Origin of the sequence: Paraburkholderia sp. BL23I1N1, assembly GCF_003610295.1 — a bacterium.
Lineage (GTDB): Bacteria > Pseudomonadota > Gammaproteobacteria > Burkholderiales > Burkholderiaceae > Paraburkholderia.
Window position 1 is genome coordinate 349,092 of the sequence record NZ_RAPV01000003.1, and the last position, 19,068, is coordinate 368,159.

At 59.8% G+C, this 19,068-nt stretch carries 12 protein-coding genes; 4 read left to right on the top strand and 8 right to left on the bottom strand.

Annotated features, from left to right (window positions below):
• Window positions 1-5: 5 nt before the first annotated feature.
• Window positions 6-269, bottom strand: a complete 264-nt coding sequence (locus B0G76_RS40825; protein WP_120298363.1) for a helix-turn-helix domain-containing protein — start codon at window positions 267-269, stop codon at window positions 6-8.
• A 48-nt stretch (window positions 270-317) separates the two neighbouring features.
• On the opposite strand from B0G76_RS40825, the gene B0G76_RS40830 reads away from it, so the two are divergent.
• The 3 genes from B0G76_RS40830 (at window position 318) to B0G76_RS40840 (ending at window position 2,201) form a co-directional block, all read left to right on the top strand.
• Window positions 318-689, top strand: a complete 372-nt coding sequence (locus B0G76_RS40830) for a hypothetical protein (RefSeq protein ID WP_259460983.1) — start codon at window positions 318-320, stop codon at window positions 687-689.
• A gap of 102 nt (window positions 690-791) precedes the next feature.
• Entirely contained in the window at window positions 792-1,475 is a 684-nt protein-coding gene (locus tag B0G76_RS40835) for a hypothetical protein (protein WP_120298364.1), read from the top strand.
• Between the two features lie 144 nt (window positions 1,476-1,619).
• Window positions 1,620-2,201, top strand: a complete 582-nt coding sequence (locus B0G76_RS40840; protein ID WP_120298365.1) for an acyltransferase — start codon at window positions 1,620-1,622, stop codon at window positions 2,199-2,201.
• Between the two features lie 364 nt (window positions 2,202-2,565).
• On the opposite strand, the gene B0G76_RS40845 is transcribed toward B0G76_RS40840, so the two are convergent.
• The 7 genes from B0G76_RS40845 to B0G76_RS40885 form a co-directional block, all read right to left on the bottom strand.
• Window positions 2,566-3,447 carry a peptidyl-prolyl cis-trans isomerase gene (locus tag B0G76_RS40845; RefSeq protein WP_120298366.1) on the bottom strand — a complete coding sequence of 294 codons (882 nt, stop codon included), beginning with the start codon at window positions 3,445-3,447 and terminating at the stop codon, window positions 2,566-2,568.
• Window positions 3,448-3,449: 2 nt separating this feature from the next.
• Window positions 3,450-5,261 (bottom strand): ShlB/FhaC/HecB family hemolysin secretion/activation protein, encoded by a 1,812-nt coding sequence (locus tag B0G76_RS40850; RefSeq protein WP_259460984.1) that lies wholly within the window; start codon window positions 5,259-5,261, stop codon window positions 3,450-3,452.
• Entirely contained in the window at window positions 5,261-7,318 is a 2,058-nt protein-coding gene (locus B0G76_RS40855) for a filamentous hemagglutinin N-terminal domain-containing protein (RefSeq protein WP_120298367.1), read from the bottom strand. Before B0G76_RS40855 ends, B0G76_RS40850 begins: the two co-directional genes overlap by 1 nt.
• Before the next feature lie 182 nt (window positions 7,319-7,500).
• Window positions 7,501-7,857 carry a hypothetical protein gene (locus tag B0G76_RS40860; protein ID WP_120298368.1) on the bottom strand — a complete coding sequence of 119 codons (357 nt, stop codon included), beginning with the start codon at window positions 7,855-7,857 and terminating at the stop codon, window positions 7,501-7,503.
• A 381-nt stretch (window positions 7,858-8,238) separates the two neighbouring features.
• Complete coding sequence (locus B0G76_RS40870; protein WP_259460985.1) at window positions 8,239-8,640, bottom strand: hypothetical protein; 402 nt, start codon at window positions 8,638-8,640, stop codon at window positions 8,239-8,241.
• Complete coding sequence (locus tag B0G76_RS40875) at window positions 8,637-8,897, bottom strand: hypothetical protein (protein ID WP_120298369.1); 261 nt, start codon at window positions 8,895-8,897, stop codon at window positions 8,637-8,639. The genes B0G76_RS40870 and B0G76_RS40875 overlap by 4 nt, the downstream gene beginning before the upstream one ends.
• 593 nt (window positions 8,898-9,490) lie before the next feature.
• Entirely contained in the window at window positions 9,491-17,815 is an 8,325-nt protein-coding gene (locus tag B0G76_RS40885) for an S-layer family protein (RefSeq protein WP_183082328.1), read from the bottom strand.
• Between the two features lie 570 nt (window positions 17,816-18,385).
• Between B0G76_RS40885 and B0G76_RS40890 the strand changes: the two genes are divergently transcribed.
• Window positions 18,386-18,985, top strand: coding sequence for a recombinase family protein (locus tag B0G76_RS40890; RefSeq protein ID WP_120298372.1), 600 nt, complete (start codon window positions 18,386-18,388; stop codon window positions 18,983-18,985).
• Window positions 18,986-19,068 lie beyond the last annotated feature (83 nt).

The window sequence follows — 19,068 nt, forward strand, 5'->3', positions numbered from 1 at the left end:
GGCGACTATTCTCCCCGCGGCAGCGCCTTCATGGGTTGCTCTAGGACGCGGTCAATAAACTCGTGCGGATCGGCCTCCAAGGCGACTAGGACATCCAGCAACTCGATCACGTCGAGACGCCGCCCGCCGCTCTCGTATCTGGATACGTACGTTTGCGTTCGGTCAAGCCGCTCAGCTACGGCCTGCTGGTGCAAGCCACGCTGCTCGCGTAGCTCCCTGAGTCGGGCGGCGACTGCCTGGTAACGGTGATCATGGATGGGATGGACCATAGCGCAAGTCTAGATGCGCATTTAGAATATGCTATATACGCATATGATATGTTCGATAAAGGAAGAAGCATGAGGGACCTGACGATGATCTGGCTGTGTGCGGCTGTGTCTGCCGCCCTCGGCATCGCGCTCGACATGCGCCGGTTAAAAGTCAACCGGGTGGGGTTATCTGCTCCCGGCTGGGCTGTGGTGTGTGTCTGTGCGGGCGCTTTTGCAGTTGTGGCGTACCTGATCCTGCGCCGCCGCGTCTGGCGAAAGCTGATCGACGCGGCGTGGCGGTTTGTTGGCGACAGTTCGTATGCCATTGACGTCCGGCGCGAACGGCTTCACGCGCTGTGGCACTGCGGACTTATCGGCGAAGCAGCGTTTCGGGCATGCACGCGCACGCTCGATGCCCAGCACCGCTCGACCGTGAACTGATTACTGTTCGTTTTTTGTTTGTCACGGCTCGTCCAAGCTCCCGTTCCTAGATGTGGTCTGTGTATGCATCTCAAGCAATAACTTTTAACCAAGGGAATCGTCATGAAACTTTCACGTGTATTTCCGCTTGCCATCCTGTTTGCGGTCCCTGCCGTGCACGCGCAGATGAACCCGATTTTTAGCGCTCTGCAATCAGTACAAAGCGCGATCACGCAAACCAGACAGTTACTACCGCCGACGGCCGGAAGCGGTGCGCAGGGTTCGCAACCAGTCATGAATGAACAGGAAACGCAGATGTACAACGCCAGAAAGGCGGCAGACGCGCAAGCGCGACAACAAGCTCAGGACGACAGCGAAAGAATAACGGCTGCGGATCAAGCGCAGTACCAGGCGCAGAGACAACGCGCACAGGCCGCAGCTAAGCGGGCGTCCGACGAAGATGATGCAGAAGCGCTAGCGGTGGAGAACGCGAGCATCCGGCGGGATGCAGAACGTCAACAGCGGGCGACGGCGGAAGCCCAATCGATGCCGCCTCTGTGTCCGGGTCTGGATATCCACAAGCTCGGGATTGGCGGCTTTTTCGTGGCTTGCAAGAACAAGGGAGCGACCGAACCACAAATGCTTGCCCGTCTCGGCGCTCTTCCGATGATGCAGCAGGCGCTATACACCGACATAATTCAGGATATCTATGAAAATAACGTAACTGACATTAAGAAGGGCAATGCCATCGCTGCGTACGATACCCGGTGCACAGCGCAAAACAACTGCCAGCGGATCGCCTGGTGACACTTCGGCTGCGCATGTTTCACCCCGCGTTTACCCACTGGCAACGGCGAACCCGATCAATTTGAGCCCGGCTGCGTAGCTAATGAACAGACCCGCCTTTAGCACGCAGGCGCAACGACAAATTCAAGTCAAAGCGAATCAATCATGGAAAATCCATTCAACCCCGGATACTGGACCGAAGGCGAATTAATGACGTTCGGATTTGGCAAGATTGGCACGAACGTCCGCGTCGCCAAAAACTGCACCATCATCGGCATGCCAAACATTTCGTTCGGCGACAACGTGCGGATAGATGGCCCGACCGTGATGTCCGCGTCGGGCGGATACATAAAAATCGGCTCGCACGTTCACATCGGCGGCATGGCGTTTCTGGCTGGCGGCGGCGGCATCGAACTGGCCGACTTTTCTGGTTTGTCTCAAGGCGTCCGCATATACAGCACGTCGGACGACTACTCCGGAGGCGCGCTGACGAATCCAACCGTGCCGAAAGAATATCTCAACGTCAAGATTGCGCCGGTCCACCTCGGACGCCACGTCATCATCGGATCCGGGACCGTGATATTACCGGGATGCACGATCGGTGACGGCACATCGGTCGGCGCGATGTCGCTCGTAACGAAAAGTCTTGAGCCGTGGGGCGTTTATTTCGGAGCCCCCGCCCGACGCCTTCGCGCCCGCTCAAAACGACTGCTCAAACTCGAAGAGGAGTTTAAACAAAAGCCCTAGCAGCGCTGTTGCGCTCGAAATTGTTGCGGGTATGGCGGCTTCGGCCCCGAGCGCAAACCGCCCGTCCTGCTAATGGATGGCAAGTCACGGTCATTGGGCGAGGGAGACTTTACGTGCAGTCGAAGTCAGTCAGCGATGATCTCCTCCTCTTTTCCAATCGAGTTTTGTCAGGCGGTCAATGTGGAAGTCGGATATCCGTCCTCGGTCGTGGCCGGCGGCAATCGCGCCATCTCTTCAACGCCTTCCCGCTGGCGATTGTCGCGATGGCAGGGCGAGTAGCCATTCGCCTCTGAGATTCTCCCTGGCTCGCATGTCCGATCCGCGTTCTTGTGAACATCAGAATGGCGCTCCATAAACACGCATCCTATTGCTGGATGCGCGCGTCCTTCAGCAATCCCGCTACCAGACTGGCAGCCGCCTTTTCTAGTGCTATCGTTTGTAACTGCTGCCGAATCGCCCCCTTTGCCTGATCGAACGTAGGGACTTCCGTTGGCCGCCGTGCATCGAGCTTCACGAGCACGCGTGCATTGTCGACAACGATCGGCACAGACGTAACGCCACCAGGAGGTAGTTGCACCAGCGCCTGTGCTATCGGTAACGGCACACCCTGAGTATGTCCGTCAGCAACGGGCGTTCTGAAGCTGACCCAAGCCAACTCGCCCCCGACTGACTTGCTCGGCGCAATGCTGTACTCCCGGGCGAGCTGGTCGAATGCCACGCCGGATTTCAGCTTTCCAAGGACGAGAGCGGCCGTTGCGTCATCCGCAACCGAAATGATTCGGGGCTTGTATTCATCCTTGCCGAGCGACGCGACGATCTGATCGTACTGAGCCTTTACCTGCGCATCCGTGACCGGTTCCGGGTGTACGTTTTCTTTCAGGAAGAGCGCCGTTTCGGTGTTCGCCTTCGCCGCGTTCATCGCCTGCGTCACCTCGGGCTTCGTCCCATAGTGCCGTTTCTCAGCTTCCTGTCGGAACAACTCGAGTGCGACCAACTGCGATGTCAACGTCTTGCGCAGTTGCGGCGTGTCAGCCTGGCGCGATTGAAGAACGGCTTCGTCCAGCTTCGCCTGCGGGATCGCGACACTATTGACGATCGCCACTATTCCGGCCGGCATCGTCGCCGGGCCTGCGGTCGTCTGTGCATCTGCGACCGTTTGAGCCGAGACGGCTGCCGACGCCACCAGACAGGACGCGAGCATTGCATGCACCACCGTCAGAATCGTGAAAGGGGAAGTTCGTTTCATGCCTAGTAATTCCAGTTGAGTGTTGCAAGGACAAGTGTCGCCTTGGGGCCAAGTGCAGCCGGCTGCGTGAGCGCCCGCCCGACCAGCGCCTCCGCAGACAGCATCTGCCGATGCCATAACCACTGCCCGCGCAGCCCTGCTCCCGCACCGGCCAGTGTCGGGAATCCCGGCAACGCAATGAGGCTCGCTTTTCCGGCATCTATAAAAATGTACGGTTCGATTCGACCGTCGTGCCATGCGGGCGTATTCACCCACGCGACCTCGTTACGCGAGTACATGCCCCGGTCGCCCGATATCTCACCCGAGCGGAAACCGCGAACGGTATCCATACCACCGAGATACAACTGCTCGGAACCATAGAGCGCGACGTTCGTGAACTGACCGCTCAAGGTGCCGCGATAGACCAGTGCCGCCCGGCCTAACTTGGGAAGAGGAACAGTGAACGATGCCGTCGCATCCAGCTTGGTGAACTGGCTATGCGCGTCGTCACGGCCTATCCCATGTGCGTCGTGATCCGCTTCTAACCACGGCAACCCTTCCGAGACACCGGCGTCGAACGTGATATTGCCGGGGGCATCGTTCAGCACGAATTTGCGCAACCAGTTGCCGCCAATACGAAGTACCGCAATGTGCTGCGGATTCAATTCAATGTCGTTGATTTCGCGGTCGGTGCGTCGCCATGACAACGTGGCGTCGAGATTCGCAATGCCGGCCTGCGTGCGATCCAGCGTGTAGTTCCAGCCGAGAATATGGCTCAGCGTGCGCCCGTACATCAGCGCGCTCGTGCCGACTAGCTGCTGATATTCGGAATCCGAGAAGGTATAGCTGAATGTGTGACGGCCATAGGGCATCGCAAACGAACCAACGAACGCATTGCTGTCCTCGCTGTCGAGGAAATTCAGACTGATCGACTCCTGCAAACCGATCAGGTTGTCCGCTTCCACACCCGCCCGGTAGCGGGTTATTCCAGTCACAGCGCTGCCGTAATTGTCGACGCCCAAGGTGTAGTAGAGGCGGTCGCCCGGCCGGTTGTTGATCGCGACAATGGAATCTCCCGGCGATTGACCCGGCAGAATCTGGATTTCAGCCTGATTGCGCCGTAGCCGGTTGATCTGGGATACCCCCTGATCAATGTCGCCAAGGTTCAGCGCGTCGCCAGGCGCTGCCGGAAATGCCCACTCCGATCCCGCGTCTGTCAGGAGTCCACCACCGGCCGACTGTTCGTCCTTTTTGAGCCGCTGGCCTAACGGCTTGCCGTTCAACGTATAGCCCGCGATGCGGCCTACTTGAACTCTAATGTTCAATACGCCCGACTCGAGATTCTGCGGGCCGAGAAACGCACGCGTCGTGATATAGCCGGACGATACGAACGCATCCGTCAATCGCTTGAGCAGTACATTCAGACGATGCGAACCAAGCGAGTGACCGACGAACGGTGTCACGATTGCGTCGATACGCTTTTGCGCAAGCACGGTATTGCCGTCCACCGTGATGCGGTTGATCGTAAAAGCGGGTCCCGTCTCTACGATCTGATCGACCGGTGTGTCGGGAGGAACGTCGAGCGACCCCTGCGAAGCCGGTTCCGGCAGCGCGATGGATGCGGGCGGCTGATTCAGTTGCCGCTGCGTAGCCTGCTCGCGCTGCTGGTCGATGATCAATTGCGCGGGGTCCTGAATCGGTCGTGCGAACGGCTGGGGTTGAGCGGGCGGCGGTGGCGTCTGCGCGTGGACGGTGACGCTATGCACGAAGACGAGTGCAACTGCGCGCGCTATCCCCGCGCATTTCAGGCGCGGTCTGGTCGATACGGACTGCATCAATGCCACCACCACGTCGTCATGCCGAGATGCTGGCCGATCTGAACAGGTGTCGTCGCGGGCGCGCGGACCGTCGTTATGCCGCCGCTTGACGAGACGCCGTTGCTACCGTTGATATAACCGCCATCGATTACGGCGCTGCCGACTAACGAAACCGAGCCGTTTGCCGTGAAGCCTCCGCCAACATCGCTCGCGATGATCTGCGCCCACGTGCTGCCGAAAAACGCCTTGAAGCCACGGCCCTGATTGATCGCCGAGTAACCTGTTACGCCTTGTGCGTATGTCACCGGCGCCGTCACGTTAAGATTGCCGCCTGCAAAAACATTCCCCCCGATGTTGCGCGCGACGGTCCCCGCGGAAATGGCAATGTCCGTACCGGACTGGATCGTGCCGCCATTAGGCATCACATTGCTCGATGCGCTCGCATGACAGAATATCCAGCAACTACGCGAAAAACTGGCCTGGCCCGAAAACACCGCCGCGTTGGTAAAGGCCTGCTGAGCGGTAATCGATATGTTTCCCTTATTCGATTGGATCAAACCACCGGAGTTGGTGACGTTTCTGCCCGAGACCGTGACCGAGCCACCGGTCGACGCGATATAGGCCAGTTGAGCCGGTTGCACGACGGTGCCGTAATCGACGTCGAAGCCGCTGGTGTTATGCGTGAAGAGCACAAAACTACCGCCCGTACGCGAGTACGCAACCGGCTGACCGCTGTTCGTGCCGTCGGTGTGATCGATGATGTTCGAAACGTCGCCTTGCGCGGTCACGCTCGTTTTGTCGTTCGCGAGGATGCGGGCGTTCTCGTTGGTGATGTTGCCTTGCGCGCTTAGCGACGTTTGTCCATTCGCCGCGAAGACGACGCCCAGATTCGCTGCGCTCGAACCATTCAGGATGTTGCCTGTGGCGCTCAAGGTCACATCGCCGCCGACCGCTGCCCCGCTCGCGCTGATCGCGCCGGCCTGGATCAGGCTGCCGGTGTTGGAGATGTCGCCGGTACTGGTCAGCTTGATCGCGCCGTTTTGCGCGCTGAGTGTTGAGCCGCCAGTGGCTTCGTCGGCTAACGTAATGCCGTTCGCGCTGAGCGTCGTGCCATTTGCGGCGGACATCTGCGCGCCCTGCAACGAGAACGCACCGGGCGTGGTGACCTGAATATTGTTTTCGGCCTTGATCGATCCGTCGATTACGCCAATGTCACCAAGCGACGACACGATGACGTCGCCCGCGCTTGCGTATATCGAGCCGAGATTGCGAACGCCCGCGCCTTTGTCGGTGACGATGAGTTGGACACGGCCACCGGTCAGTCCGCCTAGTGCCGTGATATCGACGGCCAATGCTGAGTTAGCCGTGCCGGGTGACGTCGTGCTGACGAGCCAGTCGTGGTTGTTGTCGCTGGGGGATAGGCTCGTGTCGTAGGTATTCGTGCTGTCACCGATGATTGCTCGCACGCCGCCTGTCGAGGTCGTGAAGTCGTTTTTTACGGGGCCATTCACCGATAGCTGTTTGGCGATCAGGTCGAGATTGACGAGTGTGCCGCTCAGGCCGCCAGGGCCGATGGTAATTGCGCCGCGGCTGGTAGTTAGCACAACGTTGCGTTGGGTCACGCCGGGAGCTGGTACGAGATCGTTGAAACTAACCTGGCCGGTCGAAAGAACGACGTGACCTGCGTTGATGAAGCTGCCGCCGTCGATCGTGATGCCGTTCGGGTTCGCGAGAATCACGTTGGCACGAGGGCCCAGCACGTTGATGTCGCCCTGGATCAGCGAGGGGTTCGTGCTGGTCACCTGATTGACGATCGTGCGCGCGTTGATGCCGACGTTGTTCAGATCGGCGCCGGCTTTTGACACGTTGAATGACGTGTAGGTGTTGTTTGAGACGCCGCCGATTGTGGGAGCAAGGTTGACGGTTTGGCGGCCCGCTGCAGACGTGGTGACGGTCGTGGCTGTGCCGCCGTCGGAGACGATGCCGGCGGCGTGGGCTGCAGTTGTTGCGACTGTGAAGGTTGCGTCAACGGCGATGACGAACAGTAGGTGGGATAGGCGTGGTAAATGCCTCATTCCTCGAATGCTGGTGTTCAAGTGCTTCCTCAATTTTTGATCTTTTATTCACTGAGCGCGGTCTTTTCGCCGCTCTGTGGCGCGTCGCAGGAAACGTCATTGGGCTCCCGCTTACGCCAACCGGGCTCGTGGCCCCGCTGTTTGTGGCAACACAAACAGCCGACCTAACCGTAAATTGCGCCTCAAGTTGATATAACCGGGCAAACCCCGAAGCGAGTCGTGACCACGTAAGATTCAAGCCCGTTTCGCTCCGGGATGATCTTCAAATGCTTTCCGTCTTCGAAGTTCAATGTCAGCACTGACTCGTTATCGATTTCGGCGCTTCCTACCGTGTGGTTTAGATATTCAAACAGAAGCGAGCTGTCCGTGGCCTGCTCTCCGTGCCCATGGCGAACGTTCCCTCGCTCAATGCACTGGAACGTGCACTGCACGAGCACATGTGCCCCGCTTGCAAAAAGCAGTATCAGCGAACCGATCCCAACGGTTACTCCTGTCAGGATTGTTGCGCAGAATTCCGCCAAGTCCTTTTCCTCAATCATCCTCGACCTCTCATCGCGTAGGCGGCATCGTGTTGGGCGGCAGCGGGACATGCGTCTGGCCCCTTGGACCAGTTCCACCTGTCGCGGGATTTATCGGCTGCCCGTTTTGGATGGAGACCCAATAGCCATTCTCAAGCCCGGGCACTGGCGTCGACCCGGGCGGCATCACCCGAATGTACGTGCTTCCGGGAGCACTGGGGTCCGTTCCCGGAGGATAGTAAATGGTACTGCCTGGCGTTCTACCAGGTTGGCTGACCCAATCGGAAGGAATCACCGGACCCTGAGCGGGATTTGTGAGCGGCTGAAGGTTCGGCGGTACTTTGGGCCCACCAGCCGCCGTGTTTGTGGCAACTCAACCGAACAGACCCGCAACCCAACTCCTCACGAGGCCACAAGCGTTCCATCGTCTCCAACCCAAATCACACCAGGCATACTGTAAAGATAAGCGATCAAGTCCAGATCATCCTCGTCGCGTGCGTCCTGTGGCCATTGAGCACGAAGCTGCGCGACTATCGCCTCCGGGGAGTCATTCCACTGCGCTTCGTCATCATGAATCGTAAACCGTGGATGCGGGTTCTCTGGCGACACATAACAGTCTGCCCCCGGAGCAATGAACTTAATCTTCCCAGTTCTGAGAAGGTGCTCGATCAACCAAAAGAACGCCGCCTTGTGTTGCTCGAATGAAAGCGCTGGATTCCATCCGCCGATTGCGCTGAACAAGCCTGTAATCCAGAGGCCGAACGAGTCTTGGATAATTTCATCAATATGTTCGATCGGGCTCACGGCTTACCTCCCTTGAGGAATTTGATCTCAGGATTGTATGTTGTCCCCACCGCCCCCTTCGGGACATCGATCGTCCAAGCCGAACCCGTTTGGCCCGAAGAAGAGGAAAAATCACGCAATGTAAAGTTCCCACTCGGGGTCTTCACTACGTAGATCGTCCCTTTCCCAGGAATCGCCTGCGCCGCCGGTAGCTCCGGCGAGCCAGTCAGTTCCATGAAATATTGCTGAACCTGCGCATCCGTTGCGCCTTTGAACATCGCCGCGTTACCGGTGTTAGGCACTTCGGTGAACGTAGTCCCGCCGATCTGTAGCGTTCCCGGCTCGTTTGATGAGAAGAGCTTCGACGCCTGTTGAAGTGCAGACGCGCTGTTTGTGGCAACACACCTGCAGTACAACGCCGAGATTGATTCGTTACCGATGCCCCTATTGCCACGTCAATACAATCTCCGACTGTCCTCCGCGAGGGTCACACGCTGAGACAATAGTTCCCCAAGAGAATACATACATCGCCTTCCGAGAATCCTGGACCTGTGGAGCACCAAACTCGCTTAGGAGCACTCTGTCGTGAAGCTTTTTGACGTCCTCCGGATTAGTGATGCCTGACTCACTCAGCGCAAAATGGACTCGCTTCAGTTCGTCATTGAAAAAAGCCAATGCAAGATTGGAATTTTTCCCGAGAAGGGTATGCGGGCCGCTAGTTAAAAATTGCCAGCCGGTCTGCATATCAAAAACCTGACTTATCGACATGCCCATGGCTCGTAGCTGTTGAGCGCGAACGTCGCGAGCGAGTAGAGGTCCGCTGCTCAGGTGCACCGACCCATCATGGATGTCTATTTCATGTGCCATCACATTACTTTTTAAACGGGATTGAAAAGATCGGTTTCAGCGAATTTTGGAAATCCGGTATGAAGAGTTGCGGTGCGCCTCCTGCACCAAACTGGGGGTTCGCTGTGGTTGCAGAACTGTATGCCGCTGGAGTGCTTCCAGTGACTTGATAGATCGTCACGCCGCTTCTGTACGGAGGATACGCTGGATTTGTCAGATTCGGCTGAATCTGCAAGGCTCGATAGTAGTCTGCAGCTGTACCGTTGGTGCCGTTGAGCCCATTAAGCGTCGTGTAGTACGCCGATTGCCCCGGAGCGGCCCCGACGACATATGTACCCTTCGAAAGAGTCACGTCAGTATAGCTATCGACGCCAGGATAGGCGCCACTTCCTTGCCAAGCCTGTGCTTGCTTTGACGGACTTGCCGTTTGAGCATTTCCGTTGTTTGTGGCTCCAGCGGCCGCTCCTGCGGCCGTTCCCTTGCCGACCGTTGGAACGTCATCGGTCCCTATCGGGTCAGCCGCCCCGCCGCCTGACGGAACAATGGAGACGGTGTTCTTTTCGCCTTCGTTCTCATGTCCAGGCTTCGCAGCGTTGTTCTCATCTCCGATACCCGGATGCTGCGTCGCGTTATTCAGTGCTTCGTTTTCGGCGGATATCGCCGCGCCGGTTGCGTTCTGCCCAAGCGCACCCGCCACGCCACCGCCAGCGATCATCGCAACCGCGGTCACTAGCGCGGTCTGCTCCGGCGTCAGTGGCGCACCCGTTGGATCAATCTGCCCAATTAGATAGGACGAGATGATCGCACTCGTCGCCCCGCCAATGGCACCACTTGCACACCCGGTTCCTACGGCCGCACTGGCCGCACACCCTAACGCAGCATGCGCCAGCCAGTAGCCTGGCGTTCCCACCTGGATCGGCGATCCTTCAATGTTGGCAGCATTACCGATCGCATAAGCCCCCGCCGCCGCTACATCGGCCACGGCACTATTGCGCAGGTTCGTCAGAAAACTCCCGCCGCCCAACGCCGTTTGCACACCCGCCTGAACCGTCGCTTCACCCGCAATCGCCGCACCCTGTGCAAGCACCGTGCTCGCTGTCACCTGCCCCGCCTGCGGCACCAGCGCATTGCCAACGCTCTGCACACCCGCCAGCGATGCCAGGCTATCCTTCGAAGCTGTCCAAGTCCATCCTGGGGTACCGTCGCTGACCGTAATACCGTTCGTCAGCCCCGCGGTCACAAACGCCGTAGCGCCAGCTACAAGCATCGAGTTGAGACTGAACGTGCCGTTTGCGGCCTGCCCCAGCGCACTGCTCGTCATCCCCGCGATACCCGCCGACAGCGCGATATTTCCCAACCCCGCTGACACTGCATCCATCGCGACGCCTTCGGCCGTCGTCGTGGCAGCCGTACCGGCGGCAAACGTGCTGCCCACGGTCGCGCCCGAACCTATGACAGCCGATGCCGCTCCGGCTGTCATAATCGATGCGACCACCATCACCGCCAGCATCCCGATCGTCTGGAACATCCCCTCGCTGTCCGCCAGCGACGTCACACTCGTATGCAGATCGTTCTGCACCGTCGACTGCGTAAAGCTGCTGCCCAACTGCGCCTTCAGCGCGGCCAGTTGCTGCTGCGTCCCCGCCGCGTCAACCGTGCCATCCGCATTGAGCTTCTGCAGTACGCCACCGATCTGGTTCACCGCATCGACATTCAACTGGTAATTGCCAGCCGACATGAACCCGCCCTGTTGCGCGACGGTGCCCGTAGTCGTAATCAGCTCGTAGAGATCGGGGATGTAGGTGCTCTGCGTCCCAATGTCCGTCGACCGCTGCTGGTTCGTCAGCGAACCGGCGTTGACCGTCAACGTATCCGTCGCCGTGATCGAGCCGGTATTCGTGATCGATCCACCGTTCGACGCGGTGAGCGTGACGTTCTGCCCGCTGATCGTCCCGTCGTGCTGAACCACTGCATAGTTCTGCGGCAGATACACCTGCGGCATCAGCGCATCAACCGTCGGACAGCTCGCCGTCCCGGTGGCGGTACATCCCGGCTCAGGCACGCTCTCTTCGACATACCAAAGCATCGGCTTGTCGAGTGCGGCAATCTGGCCCTGCGTCAGTGCCGTGCCAAGCGCAATGTTGTTCGCCTCGGCATACTGGATCGCGTTACCGTACAGCGCTTTCTTTTCCTGGTCCGTGACGGACGACTGTTTCGTGTTGTCGTAAGACAGCCCACTCACGAAACTCGCCTGCCCTGTCTGCGCCAACGCAGCCTGCTGCAGCAGCTGATTTTCGGTAAACGGGTCGTAGTAGAACTGTGTGGTATTCGGCTGCAGGCTCGCCGGCAGATTGGCCAGCAACTGGCTCGGCCCGATGTTGCCCATTACCAGTGAAGCCGGGCTGTTGACCAGATAGCTGACGTTGGGGGCGCCGCTTGTGGCAGACGCGCCGGTCGCTACCGTAACGCCCGGCGATACAGGCGTCGACGGAGAACCCAACTCCAGGGCTGGGGCGGTAATCGACCCTGCTGCATTGCCGGGAGCAGTGACGCCTGCGGACGTGCTGCCCGCCGTGCCCAACGATCCGCTGGAGCCGGCTGCGATGCCACTTGCGACACCTGATGCGCCGGCCAGACCGCTTCCGATGGTCACGATACCGCCAGCCAGAATCGCCGCGTTTGACGCAACAACCGGCGTGCCCACGGGGCCGAGTGAGATGACCTGATTCGAGCCGGTCGGCTGCGGCGTATAGACAGCCGGCGATGTCAGACCGTTGACCAGCGTTGCACCCGTCAAAGCGACCTGCTGTCCCAACACGTTGCCGGAGTTCTGCAACTGGCCGCCAGCAGTCACTGATAGCGACGGTGCCTGGATCGTGCCCGACAGGCTCCTGTATGGCGTCGGTGGCTGAACATTGTCGCGACCACTGTGGTAGGCGCTACCGAACAGCGACGCGCAGTTCGCAGCCGTTGCGCAACCGAAGTTGTCCGGTGGGATGGAGGCGTCGATCACGCCGCCATAGAAGGCATCGTGCCAGTACGCATTCAGCGTCTGGTCCTGGTTGGTCACGGTCGACGCAGCGGCGATCGACGCCTGGTTGCCAGCCGTAATCAGGCTGCCGGTATTGACCAGCGTGCCCACGCTGAACGACAGGTTACGGTTTGCCGTGATCGTCGATGCGTCGCCCGACTGCTGGTCGGTGAAGGCGTCGCAATAGTGCAAATTGGCGCCGCTACAACCGGCCACGGCCGTCTTGCCGAAGTTCTGATAGACCTGAACGGCCGCGGACAGCGTGTTGGTCAACGCAGCGGTACTGATCGCGATATCGCGACCCGCCTGAATATTGCCCGACGTATTCGTCACACTCGCCGACTGCGTGAGACTGGTCTGCGGGTTGGTCGGGTCGGTGTTGCTGCGCGTGGTCCCCGTACCGCCGATCACGACGTCGCGGCCGGCGAGCAGATTGCCGTACGTGTTGTTCACGGTCGGCGCGGCGATGATCAGATCGCGGCCGGCGAACACCGTGTTGTTCGTCTGCGTGTAGCTGTAGCTTTGCGTGGTGGTCTGATCGCCGTAGACCAGCGTAGCGTCGTTGCCCGGCCCATAGGTCGCGTTAAAACTACCCGCAAGCGCCCAGAAGAATTGGGAGCTCGTCATCGCATCGGTGACATCCTGCCCCGGCCGCTGATATTCGATGTCGTTGCCACTCGGTGACGAGATAACCGTTCCTATGTAGCCGCATTGCGCCGCCGTAACGCCAGCCGCGCAGCCCGTCTTCGACGTCACGGAGTCGCTGTGGTAGCCCTGATTCGTGAAGCTGCTCGCGGTGACACGCATGTCCTGCACCGCGTAGAGACTCCCGGCGTTCGTCAGGCCGCCCGCGGTTCCGGTCAGCGACAGATCGTTGCCGGCAACAATCTTCCCGGCGTTCTGGTTCGTATAAACGGTGACCGTGGAGGTCTGCGCCGCCGGCGGGGCGCTCGTCGTGAAGATGTTCGCGGAGGTCGCGGTATAGTTGCCGGGTGCCGGGTTGCCCTGATCGTCGATGGGTTGAAGCATCGGGACCAGCGTGCCCGCTGTATAGGCCGCGTTGAGCTGCGTCAGGAAGTTTGCGTACGCAGCACTGTCGATGCTGTTGGTGATCGTCGAGGTGATTGCGTCGCCGCCGTTATCGAGCGACGCCACGTTCAACGTGATGTTGTTCCCGGCGGAGATCGTGCTGCCGTGGTTGTTCAACGCGCCGGTAGTGATCGACAGGTCGTGACCGGCGGCAATCACGCCGGCCTGCCCGGTGGGCTGGGTCGTCGTCGTGGTCTGCGTGACCGTGGGCAGCGCGATACCGTTGAACGTCCCTCCGCTCAGATCGGCCGCCGTAACATCCGTCGCCGAAGCCGGCTGGAAATCGCCAATGCGCCCGGTGAGCGAACCCGAGTAGGTGTTGGTCGAGTCGTCTATCGGGTTTGTCGTGGAACCGGAGAAGGTCAGCGATCCGATCGCCGTCGATAGAAACGCCGACCCCATCCCCGCCGCCGCGATCGTCGTACTCGACGTAGTCGTAGTCGTCGTGTTCGCGCCGGCCCGGCTGTTGTTCACATCCGCGGCCGTGATCGTGATGTCATTCTGCGCGGTGATCTTGCCGCCGATATTCGTCAGATCGCCTGACAGATTTGCAGTCAGATTGCGCCCTGCCGCTGTCGACGCCCCGCTATTGTCGTAACTGCTGCCATTGAGGTTGACGTCGCGCACGGCGCTGACCGTCCCCTGGTTGGTCGTCGCGCCGTTGAGACTGATGTCCTCGTTCGCGTGGATCGTCGCGCCTGCCTGATTGACGATCGTGCCGGACAGATTGACGTCGTTGCCTGCGCTAATCGTGCCGCTATTGATCAACGTGCCGTTGGTCGACAGCGTGATGTCGCCTGACTTGCTGATCGTGCCGCTATTGTTGAAACCCTGCGTCGCACTAATCGACACGCTATTGCCGGGCATGGCCCACGTGCCGGAATTGTTGAGTTGCAGCGTGTTGATCGTCAGCACGTTGCCGAGATTGAACGTGCCGCTCGATGCCGCCGAAGGGTCGAACGCCTGGTTCAGCAGGTTCAGCGTCAGATTGTGCTGAGCGAGAATCTGGCCGCCGGCATTGTTGAATGTGCCGTTGCCGCCGGTCACGGTGACCGTCGCGTCCCCCGGCGTGCCAGGGCTCGCAGCACTGGTGCTGCCCGCGAAGATCACGCCGTTATTGTTGCCTGCCAGATTGCCGGTCGTGACGTTCAGCGAATTCGTGCCGATAATCGCGCCGCCGTTGTTCGTGAGCGAGCCGTTCGCCGTAACAGCTGTCGTTAAGCCTGCTATCGATCCCTGGTTGTTCAGGTTCGTCGAGTTGACGGTCGTCGCTGCGGTAGAAATCAGGCTTGCGTTCGCCGTATTCGTTACGCTCGCGCCGGTAACCGCAAGTGCGCCGCCCGCAAGCACGCTGCCCGTGTTCATAACCGCGTTCACGCCCGACAACGTAGCCGAGCCTTGAACGAGCGTCTGGGCGCCAGCCGTCGTCAACTGGTTCGACGCGTTCGCACTCAGATTCCCGCCGATCAGCGCGTTGCCCGTCGTCACGTTGACGCCGGATAACGTAGCGTTTTTCACGACGTTCAGTTGCCCGGCGGACAGGTCGAGACCGTTCTGTGCGGTCGCCACGAGATTGCCCGAAACGGTGGTCGTGCCTCCCGTGCTGATGTTTGAACCGGTCAGGGTCGCGTCGCCGCCAACCTGCGTCGTGCCTGTCACCGCGAGATTGTGGGCTGCCGCCAATGTTGCGTCGCCCGCCGCGTTCAAACCGCCCTGTGCAGTGAGGTTGCCGCCTTGGGCCGTCAGAGCGGTCTTCCCGAGACTAGTCACACTCCCCGTCACGGTGAGGTTGCCCGTGGCCTGCGCATTGAGATCGCCACCGCTCAGCACCGCGCCGTTAACCGCGGCATCCCCGCCGTTGGCTTTGAGCGTCGCATTGCCCACTGCGGTTGCGGCACCCACTGTCAGGCTGGTACCAGCAGTCGCACTCAGATTGCCGCCCGTTTGCAACGACCCGGACAGGCTGATCGCCTGCCCTGCGCTCAAGGTTGCATCCGATCCAAAGCCCGCCGTGCCGCCACCCGACAGATTGCGTCCCGCGCTCAGATTTCCCGTGCCGTTGCCGGTAATCGCACCGGAGACGATTGCGTCCGTGGCAGCACTCACTATCGTGTTGCCACCGGTAGCGAGCGCTCCGTCGACCGTCACACCACCGCTTGTTGCAATCAGCGTCGTATTGCCCACTACACCCGCGCCGCCCACGGTCGCGTTATTGCCAGCCGTGACAGCGAAGTTGCCGCCGGCTTTTACCGCTGCGGCAAGATCAGCATTGCGTCCCGCCGTAACGATCGCGTCCTGCCCAAACGTCACTGTCCCGCTCGATGACACATCGCGACCACCGCTCAGGGTGCCCGTCTTGTTACCCGTAATGCTGCCGGCAACGGCCACGTCCGTTGCAGCATTAACAGCAGTGTCTCCGCCGCTTAGGATTGCACCGTTGATCGTTGCGGCGCCACCGCCGGCTGCCAGTGTTGTGTCGCCAGCCGCGGCTGCGGAACCCACGGTCAAGTTATTGCCAGCGGTCACGTTCAAGTTTCCGCCGGCCGTGACAGCGCCTGGCAGGCTGACGTTCTGACCCGCAGTAAGCGTCGCATTCTGGCCGAAGGTTACGGCGCCGTTCGCCGTGAGATTGCCACCCGCGCCCAACACGCCAAAGCCATTGCCTGCCAGTGTGCCGGAGACGCCAAGATCGGAACCCGCAGTCAGTGTAGTGTTGCCGTTTGCCGCGACGTTGCCACCCAGCGCCATCGTCTGACCGGCAGTGGCGCTGAGGTTTCCACTCGTCTGCACGTCTCCTGCGGTCGTAACGTTGCCCGTTTGACCGGCGAGCGTGAGATCACCCGACGACGACACGCGACCATTAACCGTCGCACTGCGTTGTGCGAGAACCTGCACGGTACTGCCGCCGGTGACCGCGCCATTCACTGTCGCATCGCGAGCCGCGCTCAGTGTGATCACGCCGGGCGCTGACACGGCGCCGCCGATCGTTATGTCACCATTGCCTGTGCTGCCCGTCGTCGTCATCGACAGGTTATTACCTGTCTGCACTGACCCGACAGACATGTCGGCACCGGCGCGAAGATTGACGCTGCCATTGGACTGCGCGGTGCCGACGTTCAAACCGCCGCCCGCAGTCATGTTCAGGTCCTGCACCGATTGCACGGACGCTGTGGTCGCGGCAATATCCCCGGTTGCGCTGACGGTGTATTGATTCGCAAGATTGCTGCCGGACATGGACACTTTGCCGGCGCCGGCCAGACTTGCCGCCTGTTGCGCGTAAGTAGAGTTCACGGCGATGTCGCCGTTCGACGTGACGGTGAGATTGCCTGCCGTCGCCGTCAACGCGCCCTGTGTGTTCACGCCCATGCCAGCGGCCGTCGAGACGATATAGATCTGTCCGCTCGTCACCGATCCGTACTGGTTTGCATCAATTGCTACTGCGTTGTTTCCGATCGCGGCCGCCGTATTGGCCACACCATTCGATGCCGTGCCGTAGTTCGTACCGGATGCGTCCGCGGAACTCGGGCTGACCAGTTGATTACCCGCCACGAGGTTGATGCGCTGATCGGCACGCAGCGGCGCATTCAGACTGATCGTCTGCGCGATCACATCGATATTGCCCACCGTGCCCTCGATCCCCGCGCCCGGCCCATTGACGCCGGCCGGCCCGTTGATCGACACATTGCCCGACGTCACGTTATAGGCAAGCGAGCCCGCATGCGCAAAGTCAGTCGATGTCCCGCCGACCCCGGTCAGGAATTGCGGCGTGCCGGTGGTTAACACAAGCCCCGTCGCGTTCGTCAACGAAAGCCCGTTGACGGATACGCCGTTTGGATTACTGATGATGATCGAAGCCGGACTGCCGAATACTTCCAACGGACCGACCAGCGTTGAAGCAGGCCCCGTTGTCGTGACCTGGTTGACGATCACGCTCGCAGTACGGCCGGCGAGATTCGGGTTGGCGCCAAGCGTGCCGCCCAACAGCGGCGTACCGGGTGTGAGGCTGTTGTTCAGCACCAGCCCGTTGCTGTCGATATTGAATGACTGGTAGCTATTGACGCTGATGCCGTTGGCGTTCGGCGCGGCGATATTGACCGCCGGCACACCAGTGCTCGTCTGCGTGATGCTTGGCTGAAACGGAATAGGTGCACGCGGGTCGACGATCGGTGCAGCATGTGCGACCTCGTCCAGCGTGAGCACGCCGGGAAGCAGATAAGTCACCACCGCCATGACACATGCAGTCGCCTTCATCCATAGCGGTCGCGACTGCGCCGCCACGCCGATTGACGCCGCATCAAAAATTTTTGCCTGCCGCGCTGCCTCTATTTGGGCGAGTCGCTGCCTGCTCTCACGAGCACCCCGTAGCATGGTCTTTATCCGAATTTATTTTTTCGGATTGGATCTTACCGAATCTTCCGACGAATGAATGTCAAGAAACATTCGCCTGTCTTTTTCAAGTCACAGATTTAAGGTGCATTAATTCCAGACGCATAACCTTACATTTTCATTTCTTGAAATTCTCCGATATATAAATAGCTGCCATGAGGCTTCTGTGGTCGACAGAATCGCTGCGTGCTAACTACCGATAAGCTCGGGATCGATATTTTTCTTATTAGCCGCAGTTGACCACCGACATTCCCGGATCGGATATCCGACGGTTTCCCCTGTTCGCGTCCTGGCTCAGTGGGGTACACCGTAACGGACCACTCGCCGGGGCGTTTGAACATGGATCAACAGGATCAACCGTCTATTTGAGCTATGCTACAATTGGGCCACACATCCTAATGATCCATCACCGCCATGCGCAAGCTCTATTACGGACGGATTTCGACCACGGACGGCCAGTCATCTGCAAGCCAGTACGAGGACGCTAGAACCCACGGCGTGCAGGACAAGGATGTTTTCATTGATGAGGGCGTCAGCGGCTACCACGTTGCTCCGGACGCGCGGGAACAGTGGCGCAGAGCCGAACACGATCTGCGGCACGGTGGCATTCTCATCGTGCGCTGGCTCGACCGCATCAGCCGTCGTTACGACGAGTTGCACGCCACCATGCGCCGACTGATGGAACTGGGTGTGCGGGTCGAATGCACGCTCAACGGGATGGTCTTTGATGGAAAGGCCAAAGACGCCATCGAGAAAGCGACGCGCGACGCAGTGCTGGCGTTCATGGCCGCGCAGGGCGAAGCCGATTATCTAAACCGTGCCGAAATGCAGCGGCGCGGCGTGGCGATCGCGAAAGCGGAAGGGAAATACAGGGGGCGCGCGCGATCACATGACTACGCTGCAATCAAGGCATGGCGGGCGGAACGCGGCGCGAGCATCCGGGTGACTGCCGAGAAGTTCGGCGTCGGCACAGCTACGGTCAAGCGGGCCTGCGCCGAGGACATGCCATCCTAACTGGTAGTCAACCACGGTAATCAATTCGGACGGTAATCAGCAAGCCCAGCCGCAGTTGATTACCGCGTTCGGGGGTAGAAACG